Genomic DNA, 17,801 nt, shown 5'->3' with positions numbered 1-17,801 from the left:
TTCGCTCAGGGCGAACGGAACTCTATTTCCCTTTCGCCGCTTCCGCCGCCGCGAGCACGCGCAGGACATTGCCAGACCAGATTTTCTGAATGTCGGCTTCGCTATAGCCGGCCTTGAGCAGCGCGTCGGTGATCTTGGGCAGGGCGACCACATCCTCCATGCCCACGACGCCGCCGCCGCCGTCCCAGTCCAGGCCGATGCCGACATGATCCGGCCCCACGACCTTGAGCGCGTGCAGCATATGCGCCATGAAATCATCAAAGGTCGGCTTGTCGGTGTCGGGATAGAGCCTGTCGATCTCCTGCCGCTTGGCCAGCAGTTCGGCGCGCTTTTCCGGTGAGACCTTGGCGTCTTCGCGCATCTGGCCATAGAGCGCCATCAGCGCCTTCTGCCGATCCGGGTTTGGCTTGGACGCGCGCAGATAGGCGCCATAGGCGTTCATCTGGATGACGCCGCCCTTGGCCGCCAGCGCCTTGAGATGATCGTCATCGACATTGCGCGGATGGTCATAGACCGCCTTGCACCCCGAATGGGTCAGCAGGACCGGCGTGGTCGAGAGCGCCAGCAGGTCATCCAGCACCTGGTCCGACGAGTGCGAGGCGTCGGGCACGATACCCAGCCGGTTCATTTCCTTGAGCAATTCCTTGCCCAGCGGGCTAAGCCCGCCATAGCGCGGCTTTTTCGACGGGTCGGTCGAGCTGTCTGCGAACTGGTTATGCGCGAAATGGGCGAAGCCCGACACACGCACGCCCATGTCGTAGAACAGGTCGATCAACGACAGGTCCTCGCCCAGCGGATAGGCGTTCTCGATCGACATATAGACGATGCGCTTGCCCGCCGCCGCGATGGGCGCCGCGTCCTTCGCCTCCAGCGCGAGCTGGAAATTGGCGGGGTCGGCGGCCACCATGGTACGGATCGACAGGCCGCGCAGGATTGCGAAGTCGCGCGCCTTGCGGAACCCCTCGACCGTCAGCGGTCCCTGCCCCGTATAGATCGCCCAGAAACCGCCATCCAGGCCGCCCTTCTTCATCCGCGGCAAATCGACCTGGGTATAGTCGCTATGGACGCCATGTTCCTCGTCGATCGACCAACCCGGCAGGTCGAGCGAGGCCGGCGTGTCGAGATGGCTGTCGAGGGTGATCAGCTTCTGGTGAAGCTGATACACTTTTTTCGGCACATCTTGCGCCTGTGCGACGGCGGGGAGCAGAGCCAGAAGCGCCGCCCCCATCATCCAGTTTGCCCGCATCAGATTTCGCCCGAAATGGTGAACTGGAAGGTGCGCGGGGACAGCGGGCGGAAGAAGCCGTCGCCCGTCACCGATGGCGAGATATAGGACAGCGTATCCTTGTCGAAGATATTGTCGACGTTGAACCGCGCCTTCATGCCCTTGACCGGACCCAGGCTGAAGCCGTCGCCGATATCGACATAGGCGCTGAACACGGTGAAGCCCTTGACGCTGGACCCGGCCGAATTGTCAAAGGTCGACCAGCGACGCGAGGTATATTTGCCGGAGAAGTTGCCCACCAGCCAGCTGGCCGGTTCGATGGTCACGCCGCCGTTGATGATCCACTTGGCGCTGTCGGGAATATATTTGCCGTCGGTCTGGTAGGTGGTCGTCGCGGTGACGATATCGTCCTTGAACTTCGCAATGTTGTACGTGGCGTTGAGGTTGAAATAGGCCAGGCCATTAAGCGCCGACGGCTTGAACGTGCCGCTGAATTCCGCGCCATAGGCGCTGACCCGGCCGACATTCTGGAAGAAGGTTTCGATGACGTTGGTGGTGCCGGGCAGGATCGATCCAATCGACTGGATGCGGTTCTTGAACTTGGTGTAATATCCCGCCAGCGAGGCGTAGAATTGCCCCTGGTTGGTGCGGATGCCCGCTTCGAAATTCTGCGACCGTTCCGGCGCAGGCGCAGGCACGCCGGCCGCGCTGCTGTTCAGGGAGACGGAAAAGACATCGTCCAGCCCCTTGGGCAGCGCCATATTTTCCGCATAGGAGGCGAATATCTGGGTCTGGTTGTCAAATTTGTACAGCACGCCCGCCATCGGCAGGAAGCCGTCGCTATAGCTGGTGCGCAGCGTCTGCGGACCCCAGCCGGAGACCCAAATCGGCGCGGCGGTCGTGCCGGCATTGCGGTAATAATCGTTGAAGTCGCGATAGCCGCTGTAGCGATAGTCGATGTTCAGCGCCTTGACGCCCAGGTCGAAGATCAGGCTGTCGTCCAGCAGCGCGATCCGGTCCTTGACGAAGGCCTGGGTCGTGTTGCGTTCCGACTGATAATTGCGGCGGACATAGACGAGATCGTCCAGATTGGGCGCGCTGGCGGGCGACCCGTCGATCGTGTTGTAACGCGCCTGAGTGCGGTTATAGGTATCGACTTCGGCCCAAAGCCCGACCTCGATCGTCTGGACGCCCAGTTCCCAATGCAGCTTGGTGGTCAGGCCATAGCGTTCGCCGCCCACGGTCGACAGGCCATATTGCGTGCCCTTGGGCGCGCTGAGCGCTATGCCCGCCGCCGTCTGCCGCTGATATTGCAGCAGGCTGTTGGCATAAGTGTCGGGCGACACGCCATAGCCGCCCTTATCCTCATAATAGGCGGCAGCTTCGGCCCATACTCCATCAGCGATGCCGGCATGGACCGTGCCGCCATAGAGCTTGTCATCGCGCACGTTGATGGCGAGGGTGTTCGTGTAGGCATAGTTGGCGTTGCTGAAGGCGGGACCGCCCGCGACAGGCGCGAAGCCCGGCGTGGTGTTGGGAACGACCGAGATATAGCCGCGATCCCGGCCGCTCTTGCCGCCGATGTCGGTCCCGGTCAGATATTGGCTGCGGCTGAGCGTCGGAGAATCGAAGTCGTAAAATTTGTTCGACACGAATTTGAAGCGCGCCCAACTGTCGCCACCCAGATCGGCGTGGACCATCCCTTCCCAATGTTCGCGATCGACCGTGCCCTCGCCGCGCCACAGGTCGGTGTCCAGCTTGGTGCGGCTGAGATAGGCGCGGAACGGGCCGACTTGGCCCGTGCTGGCGCGGATGAAGGTGCGCTTCATGTCGAAATCGCCGAAGCTTTGCGAAACGAACAGGCCCATCTCTTCCTGCGGCACGATACTGTTATATTGCACGACCGGGCCGAGCGTCGAATAACTGGGCAGGCCGACGTCGCCCGCGCCGACCGCGGCCTCCACCACGCCCAAATTTTCATTGTCGACATAGCAGAACACCGGGCTGCCGCCAAAGGCGTCGCTGCGGCCGGTGGGGATGCCATCGACCACGAAGCCGATCTGGTCGAGGTTGAAGGCGCGGGTCTGGACGCTGTTGCCAAATTCATAGAGGCCGAGCGCACCGTCGGTCTGCACGTTGAAGCCGGGCAGCTGCTCCAGCATCTTGAGGCCCGAAATGCCCGACGGGGCCGACAGCAAAGCTTCGCGCGTGACCGCCACGACATTGCTCACCTTGTCTTCGCCGATCGCGTCGGCCGACTGGGAGATGCGGCGGCCGGTGACGGTGATGGTTTCCTCGTCGCTCCCGACCGGTTCCTGCGCATGGGCGGCGCTCAGCGCGCCGGTGGCGCAGGCGAGCAGCAATGCCGCGCGCGAGGAAAGGTGGATGGACGAGATAACGGACATGCAAAGGCTCCCTGTTTCACAACGAGCCGATCAGGGGGCGCATGGGCGCCGCACCTCTCCCACGGACGACAAGGACGGACGCATCGCTGCGCCCGCCAAATCATTCTTCAGTTTCCTTGTGAAACGAAAGTGCCGGGAATACCCGCCATGGACCAATGAGAATTTCTCAGCGGATGACGGGATATTCAACGGGGCGAGACAGAGCAGCGTGTTCCCGCCTCCGCGGGAGCACGCCGTATATTGGGCAGATGGAGGCGCTCAGCGCCCCTGCCAGACGCCTGGCCGCTTTTCGACGAAGGCGGTCATGCCTTCCTTCTTATCCTGCGTCGCGGTCAATATCTGGAACAGGCGGCGTTCGGTCAGCAGGCCCTGGGCCAGGCCGGTTTCGAAGGCGATGTCGACCATTTCCTTGTTCACCATCGCCGCCATGGACGGCATCGCGGCGATCGCCGCGGCGGTCTTGAGCGCGTCTTCCAGCAGGTCGGCGGCCGGGACGATGCGGCTCACCAGCCCGGCGCGTTCGGCTTCGGCGGCGTCCATCATCCGGCCGGTCAGGCACATGTCCATAGCCTTGGCCTTGCCCACCGCGCGGGTCAGGCGCTGCGACCCGCCCATGCCGGGCGCGACGCCCAGCTTGATTTCGGGCTGGCCGAATTTCGCGGTATCGCCGGCCAGGATGAAGTCGGCCATCATCGCCAGTTCGCACCCACCGCCCAGCGCAAAGCCCCGCACCGCTGCGATCCACGGCTTGCGGGTCGCGACCACCCCGGTTTGCCAGCCGGAGAAGAAATCCTCCAGGAAGAAGTCCGCGGCGTCCTTATCGACCATTTCCTTGATGTCGGCGCCCGCCGCAAACGCCTTTTCGCCGCTGCCGGTCAGCACTGCGCACCGCTGGGTCGGATCGGCGTCAAAGGCGCCAAAGGCCGCGCTCAGATCTTTCAAGACCTGGCTGTTGAGCGCGTTCAGCGCCTGTGGCCGGTTAAGCGTGATCAGCGTCACCGCGTCGCGCTGTTCGACCAGGATGGTTTCATAGGTCATCGCCGTCTCCTTTTAGCTTTGGGACCGCTCTATTGCCATGGGCGGCGCTTCGCCAGCCCCAACGCAACGCATTTGCGCCGAGCCTATCGGCACAGATGCATGAAGTCGCGATCATAGCTTTTAAGGTGCGCCCCGCCATCGACATAGAGCGTCTGCCCGGTCACGGCAGTCGCTTCGACCAGATAGAGCACCGCCTGCGCGATCTGCTCCGCTTGCGGCAGGCGCGCAAGCGGCATCATCTCCGCCAGCCGCTCCATTTGCGCTTCGTCATAATCGGGCGTCGCGATCGTCAGGCCCGGCGCGACGGCGTTTACCCGCACTTTGGGCGCCAGGCTGCTGGCGCTGGTGCGGGTCAGTCCGGCCAGCGCCAGCTTGGACAATGTATAGGCCAGCTGGTCGGCATGGGGATGGTCGATCCGCTGGTCGAGAATGTTGACGATGCAGCGATCGCCAACGCCCGCCGGAATGGTGGCGAACGCCTTGGTCAACAAAGTGGGCGCGGCGCAGTTGACGGCATAATGGCGCATCAGGTCGTCGGCGGTGACCGTGTCGAGCCGGTCCTGCCCGAACAAAGCGGCGCTGTTGATCAATATGTCCGGCGGCCGGCCGAAGCGATCCGCCACCTTGGCCACCAGTTCCTCCGCCCCTTCGGGATCGGCGAAATCGACCACGAAGCCCTCCCATTCCGTCCCTTCCGCTTCGAACGTCAGCGCCAGATGGGAATCGAGCCGGGTGTCGTGGCTGCCGTGGATGGCGAGCGAATGGCCGGCCTTCGCCAGCGCGGCGGCGATGATGCCGCCCAGCCGCCGATGCCCGCCGGTGATGAGCGCCAGCCGCTTGGGCGCCAGCGGCGCACCGACCGGCGCGGCGTCGCTGCGCGCCTTGCCCAGGGGACGATAGGCGGGTTCCTTGTCGTCGCTCATGAAGCGATGAGCTTCAGCACTTCCTCCCGCGACTTTTCATCGTCGCGGAACACGCCGAGCATACGGCTGGTCTTCATGATGACGCCCGGCGTGCGCACGCCGCGCCCGGTCATGCAGCCATGGGTCGCCTCGATCACCACGGCCACACCCTGGGGCTTCAGGTGATCCCAGATGCAGTTGGCGACTTCGGACGTCAGCCTTTCCTGCACCTGGAGCCGATTGGCGAAGGCGTGGAGGACGCGGGCGAGCTTGGAAATGCCGACCACATAATCGCCGGGCAGATAGGCGATATGCGCCTGGCCCACGATCGGCGCCATATGATGTTCGCAATGCGACTGAAACGGAATGCCCTTGAGCAGGACCACATCGTCATAGCCGCCTACTTCATGGAAGATGCGCGAGAGATGATAGGCCGGGTCGTCGCCATAGCCGCGGCAATATTCGCGCCAGGCGCGCGCGACCCGTTCAGGCGTTTCCACCAGCCCTTCGCGTTCGGGCGCATCGCCCGACCAGCGGATCAGGGTGCGGATCGCCTCGCTGACTTCGGCCGGGACCGGCTCCTTGCCGTCGCCGACGGTTTCCGTTTCGAGTTCACATGCCATGAACAGGGCCACTCCTTATGCTGTTGGCGTCGCATATGGCGGCTGGGGTTTGCAATGGCCAGTGTCTTTCGGGACCGCTGGACACAAGATCGCCATGGTGGCAGATCAAGGGATAATCGGGATCGCCACAAGACCATGTATTTTCGTTTCACCTATCATGCGCACTGAACGGATCGCCGCCGTCCTGCTGGCGGCCGGATCATCTTCCCGCTTTGGCGACGATGACAAGCTGATGGCCAACCTGCGCGGCAAGCCGCTCGCCGCCCATGTGCTGGAAACGGTCGCGTCCATGGCCTTCGCCGAATTGATCGCGGTCGTGCGCCCGATCGCGGACGCCCCGGTCATCCACCGCAAGCTGGACCGGCGCGGCTATACCATCATCGTCAACGACCGGCCCGAAGAGGGCATATCGGGCAGCATCGTGCGCGCGGTCGAACATGTCATGCCCAATATGAAGATACGCGGCATATTAATCTGCCTGGCCGACATGCCCGACGTGCCGCAGACCCATTATAACCGCATCTGCCTGGCGGCGGAGGATATCAGGTCCGTGGTCGCCTCCACCGACGGCTTCTCCTCCTCCCCGCCCGCATTCATCGGGCGCAAGCATTTCCCCGAATTGCTGGCCTTGAAAGGCGACCAGGGCGCGCGCGCGCTGCTGAGCCACGGCATCCAGATCGAGACGAGCGGCAATGTCCTGCACGACGTCGACACGCCGGAGGATCTGCCCGGCTGGCGGCCGGTAACGCCACAGCAATAATCAATTCGACCGCGTCGGATCGGTCATCGGATCGCCCATTTCGCGCGGATCGGGCGCGCGACTGATCGGCAGCGATCCGGTCTGGCGCTCCAGCATCCGATGCACCACCGGGGGGTTCGGCCCGGCATGGAGCGCATGAATGGCCTGGCTATTGTCAATGTCCGCCACCGTCCGCCGCTGGTTGTGGCGGACATAATCGAGCCAGGTCGAGACATGATAGCGCTCCACCCATAAAACCGGATCGCCGAGGTCGCGCATCAGCGTCCAGCCATGGGCGCCATCGCGCCGGCGGATGCGCCGCCGCTCACTCATCGCGGACAGGAAGGGGACGACCGAACCGGCCGGGATGCGATATTCGATGGTGACGACCACCGGGCCGCTGCGCGGCTCCACCGGCACGGCCGTATCGGGTTCGCGCCAGCTGTTCTGGAGGTCGAGATTATCCTCTCCAGTCTGCGCCAGCGGGCGAAGAAAACCCAGCGTCGCGGCGGCGAATTGCGCGGCGGCGGAGGCATAGAGCGCCTCCACCACGCCATGATGCTCGGCGATCCAGCCGAACATCCATGCGCCGATCGCCATGCCGCCGAAGGCGGTCATTTGATAAAGCGACACCGCCCGCGCGACGACCCAGCGCGGCGCCGACATCTGCACCGACACGTTGAAGGTCGCGAGCGCCGTCACCCAGCCCATGCCCGCCAGCAGATAGCCAAACAAGGCCAGCGCCAGCCAGCCGCTCGCGCCGGTGATCGCGGTGCCCAGCGCCAGGATCAGCGCGGCCGACCGCACCATCGTTTCCACCGAGAAACGCGCGCGCAGATGACGGGTTGAAAGCGCAGCGAGCACAGCGCCAATGCCGAACGCCCCGCTGGTCAGGCCGAAGGTCAGCGCCCCGCCGCCTAATATGTCGCGCGCGACCAGCGGCATCAGCGCAGACACTGCGCTCGCGCCCACGCCGAAGACCGCGGCGCGCAACAGCACCAGACGGATATTGGGCGACATGGCGACATAGCTGAGGCCCGCCTGCATCGCGACGCCCAGCCGCTCGCGCGGCAGCAGCTTGGGCGGCAGGTCCGGCCGCCAGCGGAACAGGACCGTCAGCAGCGCGATATAGCTGACCGCGTTGGTCAGGAAAGCGGCCGCCGCCCCCGCCGCCGCGACGATCACGCCGCCCAGCGCCGGGCCGACGCTGCGCGCCAGGTTGAAGCCCATCGAATTCATCGCGACCGCGCTGGGCAGGATGGCGCGCGGCACCATGTCGCCGACCGACGCCTGCCAGGCGGGACCGTTGATCGCGGTGGCGCAGCCGATCAGGAAGGTGAAACCCAGCAGCAGCCAGGGCGTGACCAGCCCGGCCCAGGCGGTCAGCGCCAGCGCGGTGGACACGATCAGCATCGACGCCTGGCAGGCGATCATCACCTTGCGCCGATCCAGATTGTCGGCGACCGCCCCGGCCCAAAGCGACAGCAGCATGATCGGCAAGGTGGTCGCGGCCGGGACCAGCGCGATCAGTTGGGGCGAGGCCGAGAGCGAGGTCATCATCCAGGCCGCGCCAACCGACTGGATCAGGCCGCCGAAGTTCGACGCGAGGCTGGCGGTCCAGATCGCGCGGAAGATGGGGATGGAAAGCGGCGAAGGGGTTTGCTGAGTCGGGGCTTGCGTCACGCTATCCATGCAGGGGGATATAGGCCGCAACGGCCGACGCGCAACGCTTCTAGGCGCGACCTGTCCGCAGCGCGGCGGCCCAATCGGCCCGGCCGTGCGCTTCAGCCGCGCGGGCGGCGGCGTCCCAATCATAGCCGACGGCGATGAGTTCGGCCGTCCATCCGCCTGCCGTCTGCTCGACGATCGCATAGCGGGCGTGGGGCGATCCCGTCTCCACCTTATGCGGAATGGGATGGTCGTCATCATAAGCGGGCAGGCCGACGCTGCCGGGATTGACGATCATCCCGCCGCCCGGCCGATGGTGGATGCGCGGGATATGGGTGTGGCCGCACAGGATGAGCGGGGCGGCGACGCCCCCTGCCCGCGCCTCCAACTCGGTCGCGGTGGCGGGCCGCAATCCGGCGGGATCGAGCGTTTCGAGCCAATAGCAAAGATCGTCGCCCGGCGCGCCATGGACCATCAGCACATCGTCGGCCAGCCACAGACTTTCGGGCAAAGACGCGATCCAGTCGCGATGACGCGGTTGCAGCACCGCGTCGGCATAGCGGTCCGACGCGCCCATATGGCCCGGATACCGGGTCAGCAATTGCCGTTCATGATTGCCGCGGATCGTGGGCAGGTTCAGCGCCATCAGCCGGTCGGCGGTTTCACAGGGAGAAAGCGGGCCGGACACTATATCGCCCAGGTTTACAATCGCATCCGCGCCCCGCCCTGCGACATTGTCCAACACGGCGTCGAGCGCGGCGATATTGCCGTGAATGTCGGAGAGGATGGCGATCCGCATCGCCCGTCAATGGCACAGGGATTCGCACGGCGAAAGGGCGGCGTGCGACAGGGAGTTGGACAGTTGTACGGATGTTTTGCGAAACAGCCTCGCCCTGCCGCTACGGCAGGGCGGGACGGCATCAAGCCCATACATTTACACTTGCACTTTACGTAAACGTAAATACATGTCCCCCACATCCAGTGCGCCCGCAGGGCAGCCCACGGAGAGGGAAAAACATGGAAGCCTATATTTACGACGCCGTCAGGACGCCCCGTGGCCGGGGCAAGGCCGACGGATCGCTGCACGATATCACGCCCATCCAACTGGCGACGCAGGTGCTGGAAGCGGTGCGCGATCGCAGCCAGATCGACACGGCGGACGTTGACGACGTGATCCTGGGTTGCGTCAGCCCGGTCGGCGAACAGGGCGCGGATATCGCCCGCGTCGCGGTGCTGAACGCCAGCTACGCGGAGACCGTGCCGGGCGTGCAGATCAACCGCTTCTGCGCCTCCGGTCTTGAAGCGGTCAACATGGCCGCCGCGAAAGTCTATTCGGGCGAGGCGATGTTCGCGATCGGCGGCGGGGTCGAATCGATGAGCCGCGTGCCGATGGCGTCGGACGGCGGCGCCTGGGCGATGGACCCGGCGGTCGCCTACAAAACCTATTTTGCGCCCCAAGGCATAGGCGCGGACGTGATCGCCACCAAGTTCGGCATCAACCGGGCAGATGCGGACGCCTATGCGGTCGAGAGCCAGAAGCGCGCCAAGCAGGCGTGGGACGAGGGCCGCTTCGCCAGGTCGATCGTGCCGGTCAAGGACGTGATCGGCCGCGTGGCGCTGGACCATGACGAACATATGCGCCCCGACGCGACGATGCAGTCGCTGGGCGCGCTGAAACCCAGCTTCGCCGCGCTGGGCGAGGACATGCCCGGTTTCGATACGGTGGCGCTGCTGCGCTATCCCGAACTGGAGAAGGTCAACCATGTCCATCATGCCGGCAACAGCAGCGGCATCGTCGATGGCGCAGCGGCTGTGCTGGTCGGCAACAAGAATATGGGCGACAAATATGGGCTGAAGCCCCGCGCCCGCATCCGCGCCATGGCGTCGATCGGGTCGGAACCGCTGATCATGCTGACCGGGCCGGAATTCGTCGCCAGCAAGCTGCTCGCCCGCGCAGGCATGTCCGCCGCCGACATCGACCTGTGGGAATTGAACGAAGCCTTCGCGTCGGTCGTGCTGCGCTACATGCAGGCGATGAACCTCGATCATGACAAGATCAATGTGAATGGCGGCGCGATCGCCATGGGCCATCCGCTGGGCGCGACCGGGGCGATGGTGCTGGGCACCGCGCTCGACGAGCTTGAACGGACCGGCAAGAGCACGGCGCTCGTCAACCTGTGCGTCGGCGCGGGCATGGGCACCGGCATCATCATCGAGCGTATCTGAAACAAGAATAAAACCGTTCGTGCTGAGTAGGGACTGAGCTTGTCGAAGTCCCGTATCGAAGCATCCTTCGATACGCCATTTCGACTTCGCTCAGTGCCTGTCCTGAGCGCCTGCCTTGGCAGGCAGTCGAAGGGGCTACTCAGGACGAACGGATGTTGGGAAAGGTAGCCATACCAATGAACACCATCGCATTCGACATCGACGCCGACGGCATCGCCACGCTGACCATCGACGTTCCCGGCCAGTCGATGAACGTCATCGGCCCGGACTTCCTGGCCGATCTGGACGCCGCGATCACGCGCATCGCGTCCGAAGAGGGCATCAAGGGCGCGGTCATCGCGTCTGGCAAGGATAGCGGCTTCATGGCCGGGATGGACCTGAAATTTTTCGGGGCGATGCTGGCGAAGGCGGGCGACGCCCCCGCCCCGGCCGCGTTGTACGACGATCTGTTCGTGCTGAACGCGCTGTTCCGTCGCCTGGAAACCAGCGGCAAGCCGGTCGCCTGCGCCATTGAGGGCGCCTGCGTCGGTGGCGGTTTCGAACTGGCGCTGGCCTGCCATCGCCGTTTCGTGGGCGACAGCCCCAAGACGCAGCTGGGCCTGCCCGAAATCCTGATCGGCCTTTTCCCCGGCGGCGGCGGGTCGCAGCGCCTGCCGCGCATCATGGGCGTGCAGGCCGCGTTGATGTATATGCTTCAGGGCAAGCTGTTCCGTCCGGCCGAAGCGGCGATGCTGAAGGTGGTCGATGCGGTCGTGCCGCAAGGAACGGCGGTCACAGCGGCGCGGGAGTGGGTGAAGGCTAACCCCAACGCCACCTCCCAGCCGTGGGACGTCAAGGGCTATAAGGTGCCCGGCGGCGCGGGCGGCTTCAATCCCGGCTTCGTGCAGACCATGGCCGGAGCGCTGCCGATGACGCTGAAACAGACCCAGCGTAACATGCACGCGCCGATCGCTTTGCTGTCGGCGGTCTATGAAGGCATTACTTTGCCGATGGACCGGGCGATCCGGATCGAGAGCCAATATTTCGCCAAGGTCGCCGCCGACCCGCAGGCGAGCAACATGATCCGTACCCTGTTCGTCAACAAGCAGGCGGCTGAACGCGGCGCGCGCCGGCCCAAGGGCGAGGCCAAGGCGCCGACGCAGAAACTGGCGATGCTGGGCGCGGGCATGATGGGCGCGGGCATCGCCACCGTCGCCGCGCAGGCGGGGATAGAGGTCGTCCTGTTCGACCGTGACCTGGCCTATGCGCAGAAGGGCAAGGCGCATGTCGAAGACGTGCTGAAGAAGCGCCTGGGCAAGGGCATGACGCCGGAAAAGCTGGAACAGACGCTGGCGCGCGTGACGCCTACCACCGACTATGCCGATCTGGCGGGCGCGGACTTCGTGATCGAAGCGGTGTTCGAGGATGTGAGCATCAAGGCGGAAGTCACCAAAAAGGTTGAGGAGGTTCTGGGCGCGGACACCATCTTCGGGTCCAACACCTCCACTCTGCCGATCACGAAGCTGGCGCAGGCGTGGACGAAGCCGGAGAATTTCATCGGCGTCCATTTCTTCTCACCGGTCGAAAAGATGCCGCTGGTGGAGATCATCCTGGGCGAGAAGACCGGCCCCGCCGCCATCGCCAAGGCGCTGGACTTCGTCAGCCAGATCAAGAAGACGCCCATCGTCGTGCATGACAGCCGCGGCTTCTACACTTCGCGCAGCTTCGGCACCTATGTGCAGGAGGGCGCGGAGCTGGTCGGCGAAGGCGTCAATCCGGCGCTGATCGAAAATGCCGGCAAGCAACTGGGGATGCCGACCGGCCCGCTGGCCGTCAGCGACGAAGTGTCGATCGAACTGGGCTGGAAGATCATGAGCGCGGCCAAGAAGGAACTGGGCGACGCCTATGTGCCGCAGGGTTCGGACGACATCATGGTGCAGATGGTCGAGGCCGGTCGCCTGGGCCGCAAGAATGGCAAGGGCTGGTACGATTATCCCGCAGGCGGCAAGAAATATCTGTCGCCAGTGCTGGGCGAGATGTTCCCGCGCGCCGCGGAGCAGCCCGGCGTCGAGGCGGTGAAGGAGCGGCTGCTCTATCGCCAGTTGATCGAGTGCGCCCGTTGCTTCGCGGAAGGCGTGCTGGAAACGCCGGAGGATGGCGACATCGGCGCGATCTTCGGCTGGGGCTTTGCGCCCTACACCGGCGGGCCGTTCAGCCATATGGATACGGTCGGCATCGCCCATGTCGTGGCCGTTCTGGACCGGCTGGCGGCGGCGCATGGCCCGCGCTTTGCGCCGACGGCGCAACTGCGCGAGATGGCGGCGAGCGGCGCGACCTTCTACCGGCCTGCGACCGCGCAGGCCGCATGACCCCCCTGTAAATGTTCGAGACTCTCGGATAGGGCTGAGAGCGGACATCATTCAGCATGTTCCCGCGAAGGCGGGAATCCCGTCCTGCCGCCGGACTGGGTTCCCGCCTTCGCGGGAACACATGCGTTACCGGGGCGAGAGCATGACCATCAAACCAACCGTTCTAGTCACGGGCGGCGCGGGCTATATCGGCAGCCATGCCGTGCTGGCGCTGAAAGATGCCGGTTATGGCGTGGTCGTGATCGACAATCTGGTCACCGGCTTCGACTGGGCGGTGCCGGACGGCGTGCCGCTGGTGCGCGGCGATATTGCCGATCAACCGTTGGTGGAAGCGACCTTGCGCAAGCATGACATCAAGGCGATCATGCATTTCGCAGGATCGGTAGTCGTGCCGGAGTCCGTTGATAACCCATTGAAATATTACCATAACAACAGCGCCAAGACCCGTGACCTGATCGAAAGCGCGGTGCGGGTGGGCGTGCCGCATTTCATCTTCTCGTCCACCGCCGCCACCTATGGCACCCCGGACGTCGAAGCGGTGCGGGAGGATACGCCGCAGCGGCCGATCAATCCCTATGGCATGTCCAAGCTGATGACCGAATATATGTTGCGCGACGTGGCGGCGGCGCATCCGATGAATTTTTGTGCGCTGCGCTACTTCAATGTCGCGGGCGCGGACCCGCAGGGACGGACGGGCCAATCGACGGCAGGCGCGACCCACCTGATCAAGGTCGCGGTCGAGGCGGCGCTGGGCAAGCGGGAGAGCGTCGCCGTATTTGGCACCGATTTCGATACGCCGGACGGGACGGGCGTGCGCGACTATATCCATGTGACCGACCTGGCCGCCGCGCATCTGCTGGCGCTGGAGGCCTTGATCGCCGAGCCGGATCGCAACCATCTGCTCAATTGCGGCTATGGCCGGGGCTTTTCCGTGCTGGAGGTGCTGGACGCGGTCGATCGGGCGACCAACAATCCGATCGAGCGCGTCATGGTTGGCCGTCGGGCGGGCGATCCGGGCAAGCTGATTTCCGACAATGGCGCGATCCTGAAAACCTTCCCCTGGACGCCGCGCCATGCCGATCTGGACCAGATCGTCGCCCATGCTTTGGCGTGGGAGCGCAAGCTGGGGGACCGTGAAACAGGCGGGCGCGGATGAGCGAGGCGAGCGTCCGCGCCTTCTTTGCGGAACGGGCGCCCGACGTGGCGATTATCGACCAGGGCGTCAGCACCGCAACGGTGATCGAGGCCGCCGCCGCGCTGGGCGTCGAACCGGCGCGGATCGCCAAGACGCTGTCGCTGCGGGTGGGCGATACGGTCGTGCTGGTCTGCGCGCGGGGCGACGCGCGGCTCAACAATGGCAAGGCGAAGGCGGCGCTGGGCGCCAAGCCGCGGATGCTGGGCGCGGATGAGGTGGAGGCGATCACTGGCCATCCGGTCGGCGGCGTCTGCCCCTTCGGCCTCGCCTCTCCCCTGCCCGTCTATTGCGATCTGTCGCTCAAGGATTTCGCCACCGTCTTTCCCGCGGCCGGATCCCGCACCAGTTCGGTCGAACTGACGCCCGATCGGCTGGCGGCCTTGACCGGGGCGACGTGGATCGACATCTGCACGATTCCGCAAGCAGCCGAGTGAGCCCCATGCCGATTGAACATCTTTTCGCCACCGGCGCGCAGGCCGCGGCCGATATCGCCGCGCGCATCGCCACGATCCTGTCCGATGCGGTCGCGCAGCGCGGCGTCGCCAGCATCGCATTGTCGGGTGGCCGTTCGCCCCGGCCAGTGCTGGAAGCGCTCAGCCAGGTCGATCTCGACTGGGGCAAGGTCGTGGTGACACTGGTCGACGAACGCTGGGTCGCGCCCGACAACGCCGACAGCAATGAGAAGCTGGTCCGCGACACGCTGCTCAGGGGCGCGGCGGCGCAGGCGCGCTTCGTGCCGATGAAGACGCCGGCCGCGAACGCCTATGCGGGGCAAGCCGCGGTCGAGGCGGCCTTCGCCGACCTGCCCTGGCCGCTGGACATCATCCTGCTGGGGATGGGCGATGACGGACATACGGCGTCGCTTTTCCCAGAAGGCAAGGAACTGGCCGAAGGGCTGACGAGCCAAGCGCTGACCATCGCAGCGACGCCCCCGGTCGCGCCGCACGAGCGTATGTCCCTGACGGCGCACGGGATTTCGCAGAGCCGCCATATCTTCCTGCAAATCAGCGGCGCGGCCAAGAAAGCGGTCTATGATCGCGCGCTGGCGGGTGGGGCCGTTGAAGAACTGCCGATCCGGCTCGCGCTGTTGCAGGACAAGGCACCGGTCGAGGTGTGGATCGCGGAAATCTGACTCCCCTCACATTGGCGCACGAAACGTCAAACAGGCCCGTTCGCCCTGAGCCTGTCGAAGGGCTGTTCCTTCTTCCAAGCATTGAGAAAACAATGGGGCTTCGACAGGCTCAGCCCGAACGGAGGAGAGGTTTGCGGGTCAGGCTCAGATTGCCCTAATCCCGCACCTCATGCTTCGAAATCAGATAACGCCACACGCCGACCGCATTGATGACCAGCAACGCGACATTCTGCCAGCCTATCCCCTCGCTATCCCTATCGAGGAAACCCCAGCCTGTCAGCGCGATCGAGGATGTGACGAACAGGACGAATGCCCATCCGGTTATGCGTCGTCCCAGGTTGAGCGATACGACTAGCGCGGCGATCGTCGCCGCGCCCGCACCATAATATTGTAAAGCGGCAAGCAGGGTCTGGTTCATGCCGGCTAGAACGTAGCGGCCATGGACATGGTTGCGACGCCCCTCTACCCAGCGCGGCCATGATCGCCGACATATCCCCCTTCCACGCCATCGCCATCAGCCGCGAAGCCCATGCGCTCGAAGCGGCGGGCCGGTCCATCCTGCATATGGAATTCGGCCAGCCCTCCACCGGCGCGCCCGCCGACGCCATCGCCACGGCGCATCATGTGCTGGACACGGAGGCCATGGGCTATTGGGAAAGCATGCCGCTCAAGGAACGGATCGCCCGCCATTATGGCGAGCGGCATGGCGTGGCGGTGGACCCCGAACAGATTTTGCTGACCTGCGGCGCGTCGCCCGGCCTGGTGCTGGCGCTGACCTGCCTGTTCGCGCCGGGCGCGCGGGTGGCGACGGCGCGGCCGGGCTATGTCGCCTATCGCAATAATTTAAAGGCGCTCTATCTGGAGCCGGTCGAGATCGCCTGCGGCCCGGCCGAACGCTATCAGATCAGCGCCGATGCGCTGGCGGCGATCGATCCCGCGCCGGACGGGCTGATCCTCGCAAGCCCGGCCAATCCCACCGGCACGATCATCCCGTCGGACGAACTGGCGCGGATCGCAGCGGTCTGCGCCGATCGCGACATCCGCATCATTTCCGACGAAATCTATCATGGGTTGAGTTTTGGCGAACCGGCTCACTCCATGCTGGAATATGCGCCCGACGCGGTGATCGTGAACAGCTTTTCCAAATATTACAGCATGGCCGGCTGGCGGCTGGGCTGGATCGTGGTGCCGCCCGCCCTGATCGACGCGGCGCGCGCGCGGATGGGCAATCTGTTCCTGACCCCGCCGGTGCTGGCCCAGCGCGCCGGCCTGACCGCCTTCGATTGCACCGACGAACTGGACGGGCATGTCGCCAGCTATCGCCGCAACCGGCAATTGCTGCTGAACGCCCTGCCCGCAATGGGCCTGGCCAGCATCGCGCCGCCCGACGGCGCCTTCTACATCTATGCCGACATCGGCCACCTGACCCAAGACAGCCTGCGCTTCTGCCAGAAGCTGTTGCGCGAAACCGGGGTGGCGACCGCGCCGGGGATCGATTTCGATCCCGTGGACGGCCATCGCTTCATCCGATTCAGCTTCGCGGTGTCCACCGACCGGGTGGAGGACGCGATCACGCGGATGGCGCCGTGGTTTCAGGCGCAGGGCGAGCGTTAAGTTAGTGGCGATAGTGAGGTGGGTAGCAGACGTTCTGCTGCCTGAGCCCTCTCCCGCGAAGGCGGAAGAGGGCAAAGCGGGACAGTCCGCTTCCGGTCGCCTGCATTCCCTTCCACATGCCGGGCTTGACCCGGCATCCTGCTCATATCCGAGCGCAGCAGGCAAATCGTCGCGCGCCCTAACGCTGCTTCTTGGCCGTGGTCGCGGTAAAATCGGGGTCTTTGTTCGCCACCCAGTCGACGAATTTGCGCACATTGGGATGGGCCAGCAGGCCCTCGACATCCGTGCCATGGCGCTGCAATTCGGAATTGGTGAAATTGGCGATCAGCGTCTGCTGGCAGATGCCATGCATGGGAACGACATCGCGCCCGCCCCGGCTTTTGGGAACAGGATGATGCCAGACGATCGTCTTGCCGGTCGGCCGCCCGCACAGCCAGCAGTCTATCACCGGCGCGGGCGCATCCTCCTCGACAGCCACGTCTTCGTAGCGACCATGTTTCGAATATTTGCGGGCCATCATCTACCTGCCATCGTCTGCATGAATGTCTTGGAACTGCGCCGCCCCTCTAAAGGGAAGGGAGCGCCATTACCATAGCGGCACCTGTAAACCGCCTCTCGCCACCCATCGGCGGAAAGGCGAGCCAGACGCCCGTCCACGGAAGGCTTTCAACATAGGATTTTGTCTG

Annotated in this window: 16 protein-coding genes; 7 read left to right on the top strand and 9 right to left on the bottom strand. The window is 64.7% G+C overall.

The genetic code is table 11. The features are described 5' to 3' along the window. Positions 1–22: 22 nt before the first annotated feature. The 5 genes from V473_RS04390 to folE all read right to left on the bottom strand — a co-directional run bounded on the left by V473_RS04390 (position 23) and on the right by folE (position 6,193). Positions 23–1,246, bottom strand: a complete 1,224-nt coding sequence (locus V473_RS04390) for a dipeptidase (RefSeq protein WP_066600991.1) — start codon at positions 1,244–1,246, stop codon at positions 23–25. Beyond that, positions 1,246–3,630 (bottom strand): TonB-dependent receptor, encoded by a 2,385-nt coding sequence (locus V473_RS04385; RefSeq protein ID WP_066600989.1) that lies wholly within the window; start codon positions 3,628–3,630, stop codon positions 1,246–1,248. Before V473_RS04385 ends, V473_RS04390 begins: the two co-directional genes overlap by 1 nt. A 258-nt stretch (positions 3,631–3,888) precedes the next feature. Next, complete coding sequence (locus V473_RS04380) at positions 3,889–4,668, bottom strand: enoyl-CoA hydratase-related protein (protein ID WP_066600986.1); 780 nt, start codon at positions 4,666–4,668, stop codon at positions 3,889–3,891. 83 nt (positions 4,669–4,751) lie between these two features. Further along, on the bottom strand, positions 4,752–5,591 hold the full coding sequence (locus tag V473_RS04375) for an SDR family oxidoreductase (protein ID WP_066600985.1): 840 nt from the start codon (positions 5,589–5,591) through the stop codon (positions 4,752–4,754). Beyond that, complete coding sequence (gene folE, locus V473_RS04370; protein WP_066605013.1) at positions 5,588–6,193, bottom strand: GTP cyclohydrolase I FolE; 606 nt, start codon at positions 6,191–6,193, stop codon at positions 5,588–5,590. Before folE ends, V473_RS04375 begins: the two co-directional genes overlap by 4 nt. 157 nt (positions 6,194–6,350) lie before the next feature. Between folE and V473_RS04365 the strand changes: the two genes are divergently transcribed. Further along, the gene (locus tag V473_RS04365) at positions 6,351–6,953 is read left to right on the top strand and encodes a nucleotidyltransferase family protein (protein WP_066600983.1); all 603 of its coding nucleotides are present in this window, start codon (positions 6,351–6,353) and stop codon (positions 6,951–6,953) included. Here V473_RS04365 and V473_RS04360 read toward each other — a convergent pair whose 3' ends face one another. Beyond that, positions 6,954–8,615 carry an MFS transporter gene (locus tag V473_RS04360; RefSeq protein ID WP_408021486.1) on the bottom strand — a complete coding sequence of 554 codons (1,662 nt, stop codon included), beginning with the start codon at positions 8,613–8,615 and terminating at the stop codon, positions 6,954–6,956. A gap of 49 nt (positions 8,616–8,664) precedes the next feature. After that, on the bottom strand, positions 8,665–9,399 hold the full coding sequence (locus V473_RS04355) for a metallophosphoesterase family protein (RefSeq protein WP_066600978.1): 735 nt from the start codon (positions 9,397–9,399) through the stop codon (positions 8,665–8,667). A 218-nt stretch (positions 9,400–9,617) separates the two neighbouring features. Here V473_RS04355 and V473_RS04350 point away from each other — a divergent pair, with 218 nt between their 5' ends. The 5 genes from V473_RS04350 (at position 9,618) to pgl (ending at position 15,501) form a co-directional block, all read left to right on the top strand. Beyond that, positions 9,618–10,826, top strand: a complete 1,209-nt coding sequence (locus tag V473_RS04350) for an acetyl-CoA C-acetyltransferase (RefSeq protein ID WP_066600976.1) — start codon at positions 9,618–9,620, stop codon at positions 10,824–10,826. Positions 10,827–11,002: 176 nt separating this feature from the next. Next, positions 11,003–13,174, top strand: a complete 2,172-nt coding sequence (locus tag V473_RS04345; protein ID WP_066600973.1) for a 3-hydroxyacyl-CoA dehydrogenase NAD-binding domain-containing protein — start codon at positions 11,003–11,005, stop codon at positions 13,172–13,174. Between the two features lie 142 nt (positions 13,175–13,316). Further along, positions 13,317–14,330, top strand: coding sequence for a UDP-glucose 4-epimerase GalE (gene galE / locus V473_RS04340; protein WP_066600972.1), 1,014 nt, complete (start codon positions 13,317–13,319; stop codon positions 14,328–14,330). Continuing rightward, positions 14,327–14,803 carry a YbaK/EbsC family protein gene (locus V473_RS04335; protein WP_066600971.1) on the top strand — a complete coding sequence of 159 codons (477 nt, stop codon included), beginning with the start codon at positions 14,327–14,329 and terminating at the stop codon, positions 14,801–14,803. Before galE ends, V473_RS04335 begins: the two co-directional genes overlap by 4 nt. Before the next feature lie 5 nt (positions 14,804–14,808). Next, entirely contained in the window at positions 14,809–15,501 is a 693-nt protein-coding gene (gene pgl / locus V473_RS04330) for a 6-phosphogluconolactonase (protein ID WP_066600970.1), read from the top strand. A 154-nt stretch (positions 15,502–15,655) separates the two neighbouring features. Here pgl and V473_RS04325 read toward each other — a convergent pair whose 3' ends face one another. Then, positions 15,656–15,919, bottom strand: coding sequence for a hypothetical protein (locus tag V473_RS04325; protein ID WP_066600969.1), 264 nt, complete (start codon positions 15,917–15,919; stop codon positions 15,656–15,658). A gap of 59 nt (positions 15,920–15,978) precedes the next feature. Between V473_RS04325 and V473_RS04320 the strand changes: the two genes are divergently transcribed. Next, complete coding sequence (locus V473_RS04320; RefSeq protein WP_066600968.1) at positions 15,979–17,115, top strand: pyridoxal phosphate-dependent aminotransferase; 1,137 nt, start codon at positions 15,979–15,981, stop codon at positions 17,113–17,115. A gap of 178 nt (positions 17,116–17,293) precedes the next feature. Here V473_RS04320 and V473_RS04315 read toward each other — a convergent pair whose 3' ends face one another. Further along, on the bottom strand, positions 17,294–17,632 hold the full coding sequence (locus V473_RS04315; protein ID WP_066605010.1) for a hypothetical protein: 339 nt from the start codon (positions 17,630–17,632) through the stop codon (positions 17,294–17,296). Positions 17,633–17,801 lie beyond the last annotated feature (169 nt).

This window comes from Sphingobium cupriresistens LL01 (assembly GCF_001046645.1).
In the GTDB taxonomy this organism is placed as follows: Bacteria; Pseudomonadota; Alphaproteobacteria; order Sphingomonadales; family Sphingomonadaceae; genus Sphingobium; species Sphingobium cupriresistens.
This window is presented reverse-complemented; position numbering and strand designations above follow the sequence as displayed.

Bases quoted from the DNA above. Each gene is read 5' to 3' on its own strand.
- V473_RS04390 (WP_066600991.1), bottom strand. From the start codon at position 1,246: ATGCGGGCAAACTGGATGATGGGGGCGGCGCTTCTGGCTCTGCTCCCC.
- V473_RS04385 (WP_066600989.1), bottom strand. From the start codon at position 3,630: ATGTCCGTTATCTCGTCCATCCACCTTTCCTCGCGCGCGGCATTGCTG.
- V473_RS04380 (WP_066600986.1), bottom strand. From the start codon at position 4,668: ATGACCTATGAAACCATCCTGGTCGAACAGCGCGACGCGGTGACGCTG.
- V473_RS04375 (WP_066600985.1), bottom strand. From the start codon at position 5,591: ATGAGCGACGACAAGGAACCCGCCTATCGTCCCCTGGGCAAGGCGCGC.
- folE (WP_066605013.1), bottom strand. From the start codon at position 6,193: ATGGCATGTGAACTCGAAACGGAAACCGTCGGCGACGGCAAGGAGCCG.
- V473_RS04365 (WP_066600983.1), top strand. From the start codon at position 6,351: ATGCGCACTGAACGGATCGCCGCCGTCCTGCTGGCGGCCGGATCATCT.
- V473_RS04355 (WP_066600978.1), bottom strand. From the start codon at position 9,399: ATGCGGATCGCCATCCTCTCCGACATTCACGGCAATATCGCCGCGCTC.
- V473_RS04350 (WP_066600976.1), top strand. From the start codon at position 9,618: ATGGAAGCCTATATTTACGACGCCGTCAGGACGCCCCGTGGCCGGGGC.
- V473_RS04345 (WP_066600973.1), top strand. From the start codon at position 11,003: ATGAACACCATCGCATTCGACATCGACGCCGACGGCATCGCCACGCTG.
- galE (WP_066600972.1), top strand. From the start codon at position 13,317: ATGACCATCAAACCAACCGTTCTAGTCACGGGCGGCGCGGGCTATATC.
- V473_RS04335 (WP_066600971.1), top strand. From the start codon at position 14,327: ATGAGCGAGGCGAGCGTCCGCGCCTTCTTTGCGGAACGGGCGCCCGAC.
- pgl (WP_066600970.1), top strand. From the start codon at position 14,809: ATGCCGATTGAACATCTTTTCGCCACCGGCGCGCAGGCCGCGGCCGAT.
- V473_RS04325 (WP_066600969.1), bottom strand. From the start codon at position 15,919: ATGAACCAGACCCTGCTTGCCGCTTTACAATATTATGGTGCGGGCGCG.
- V473_RS04320 (WP_066600968.1), top strand. From the start codon at position 15,979: ATGATCGCCGACATATCCCCCTTCCACGCCATCGCCATCAGCCGCGAA.
- V473_RS04315 (WP_066605010.1), bottom strand. From the start codon at position 17,632: ATGGCCCGCAAATATTCGAAACATGGTCGCTACGAAGACGTGGCTGTC.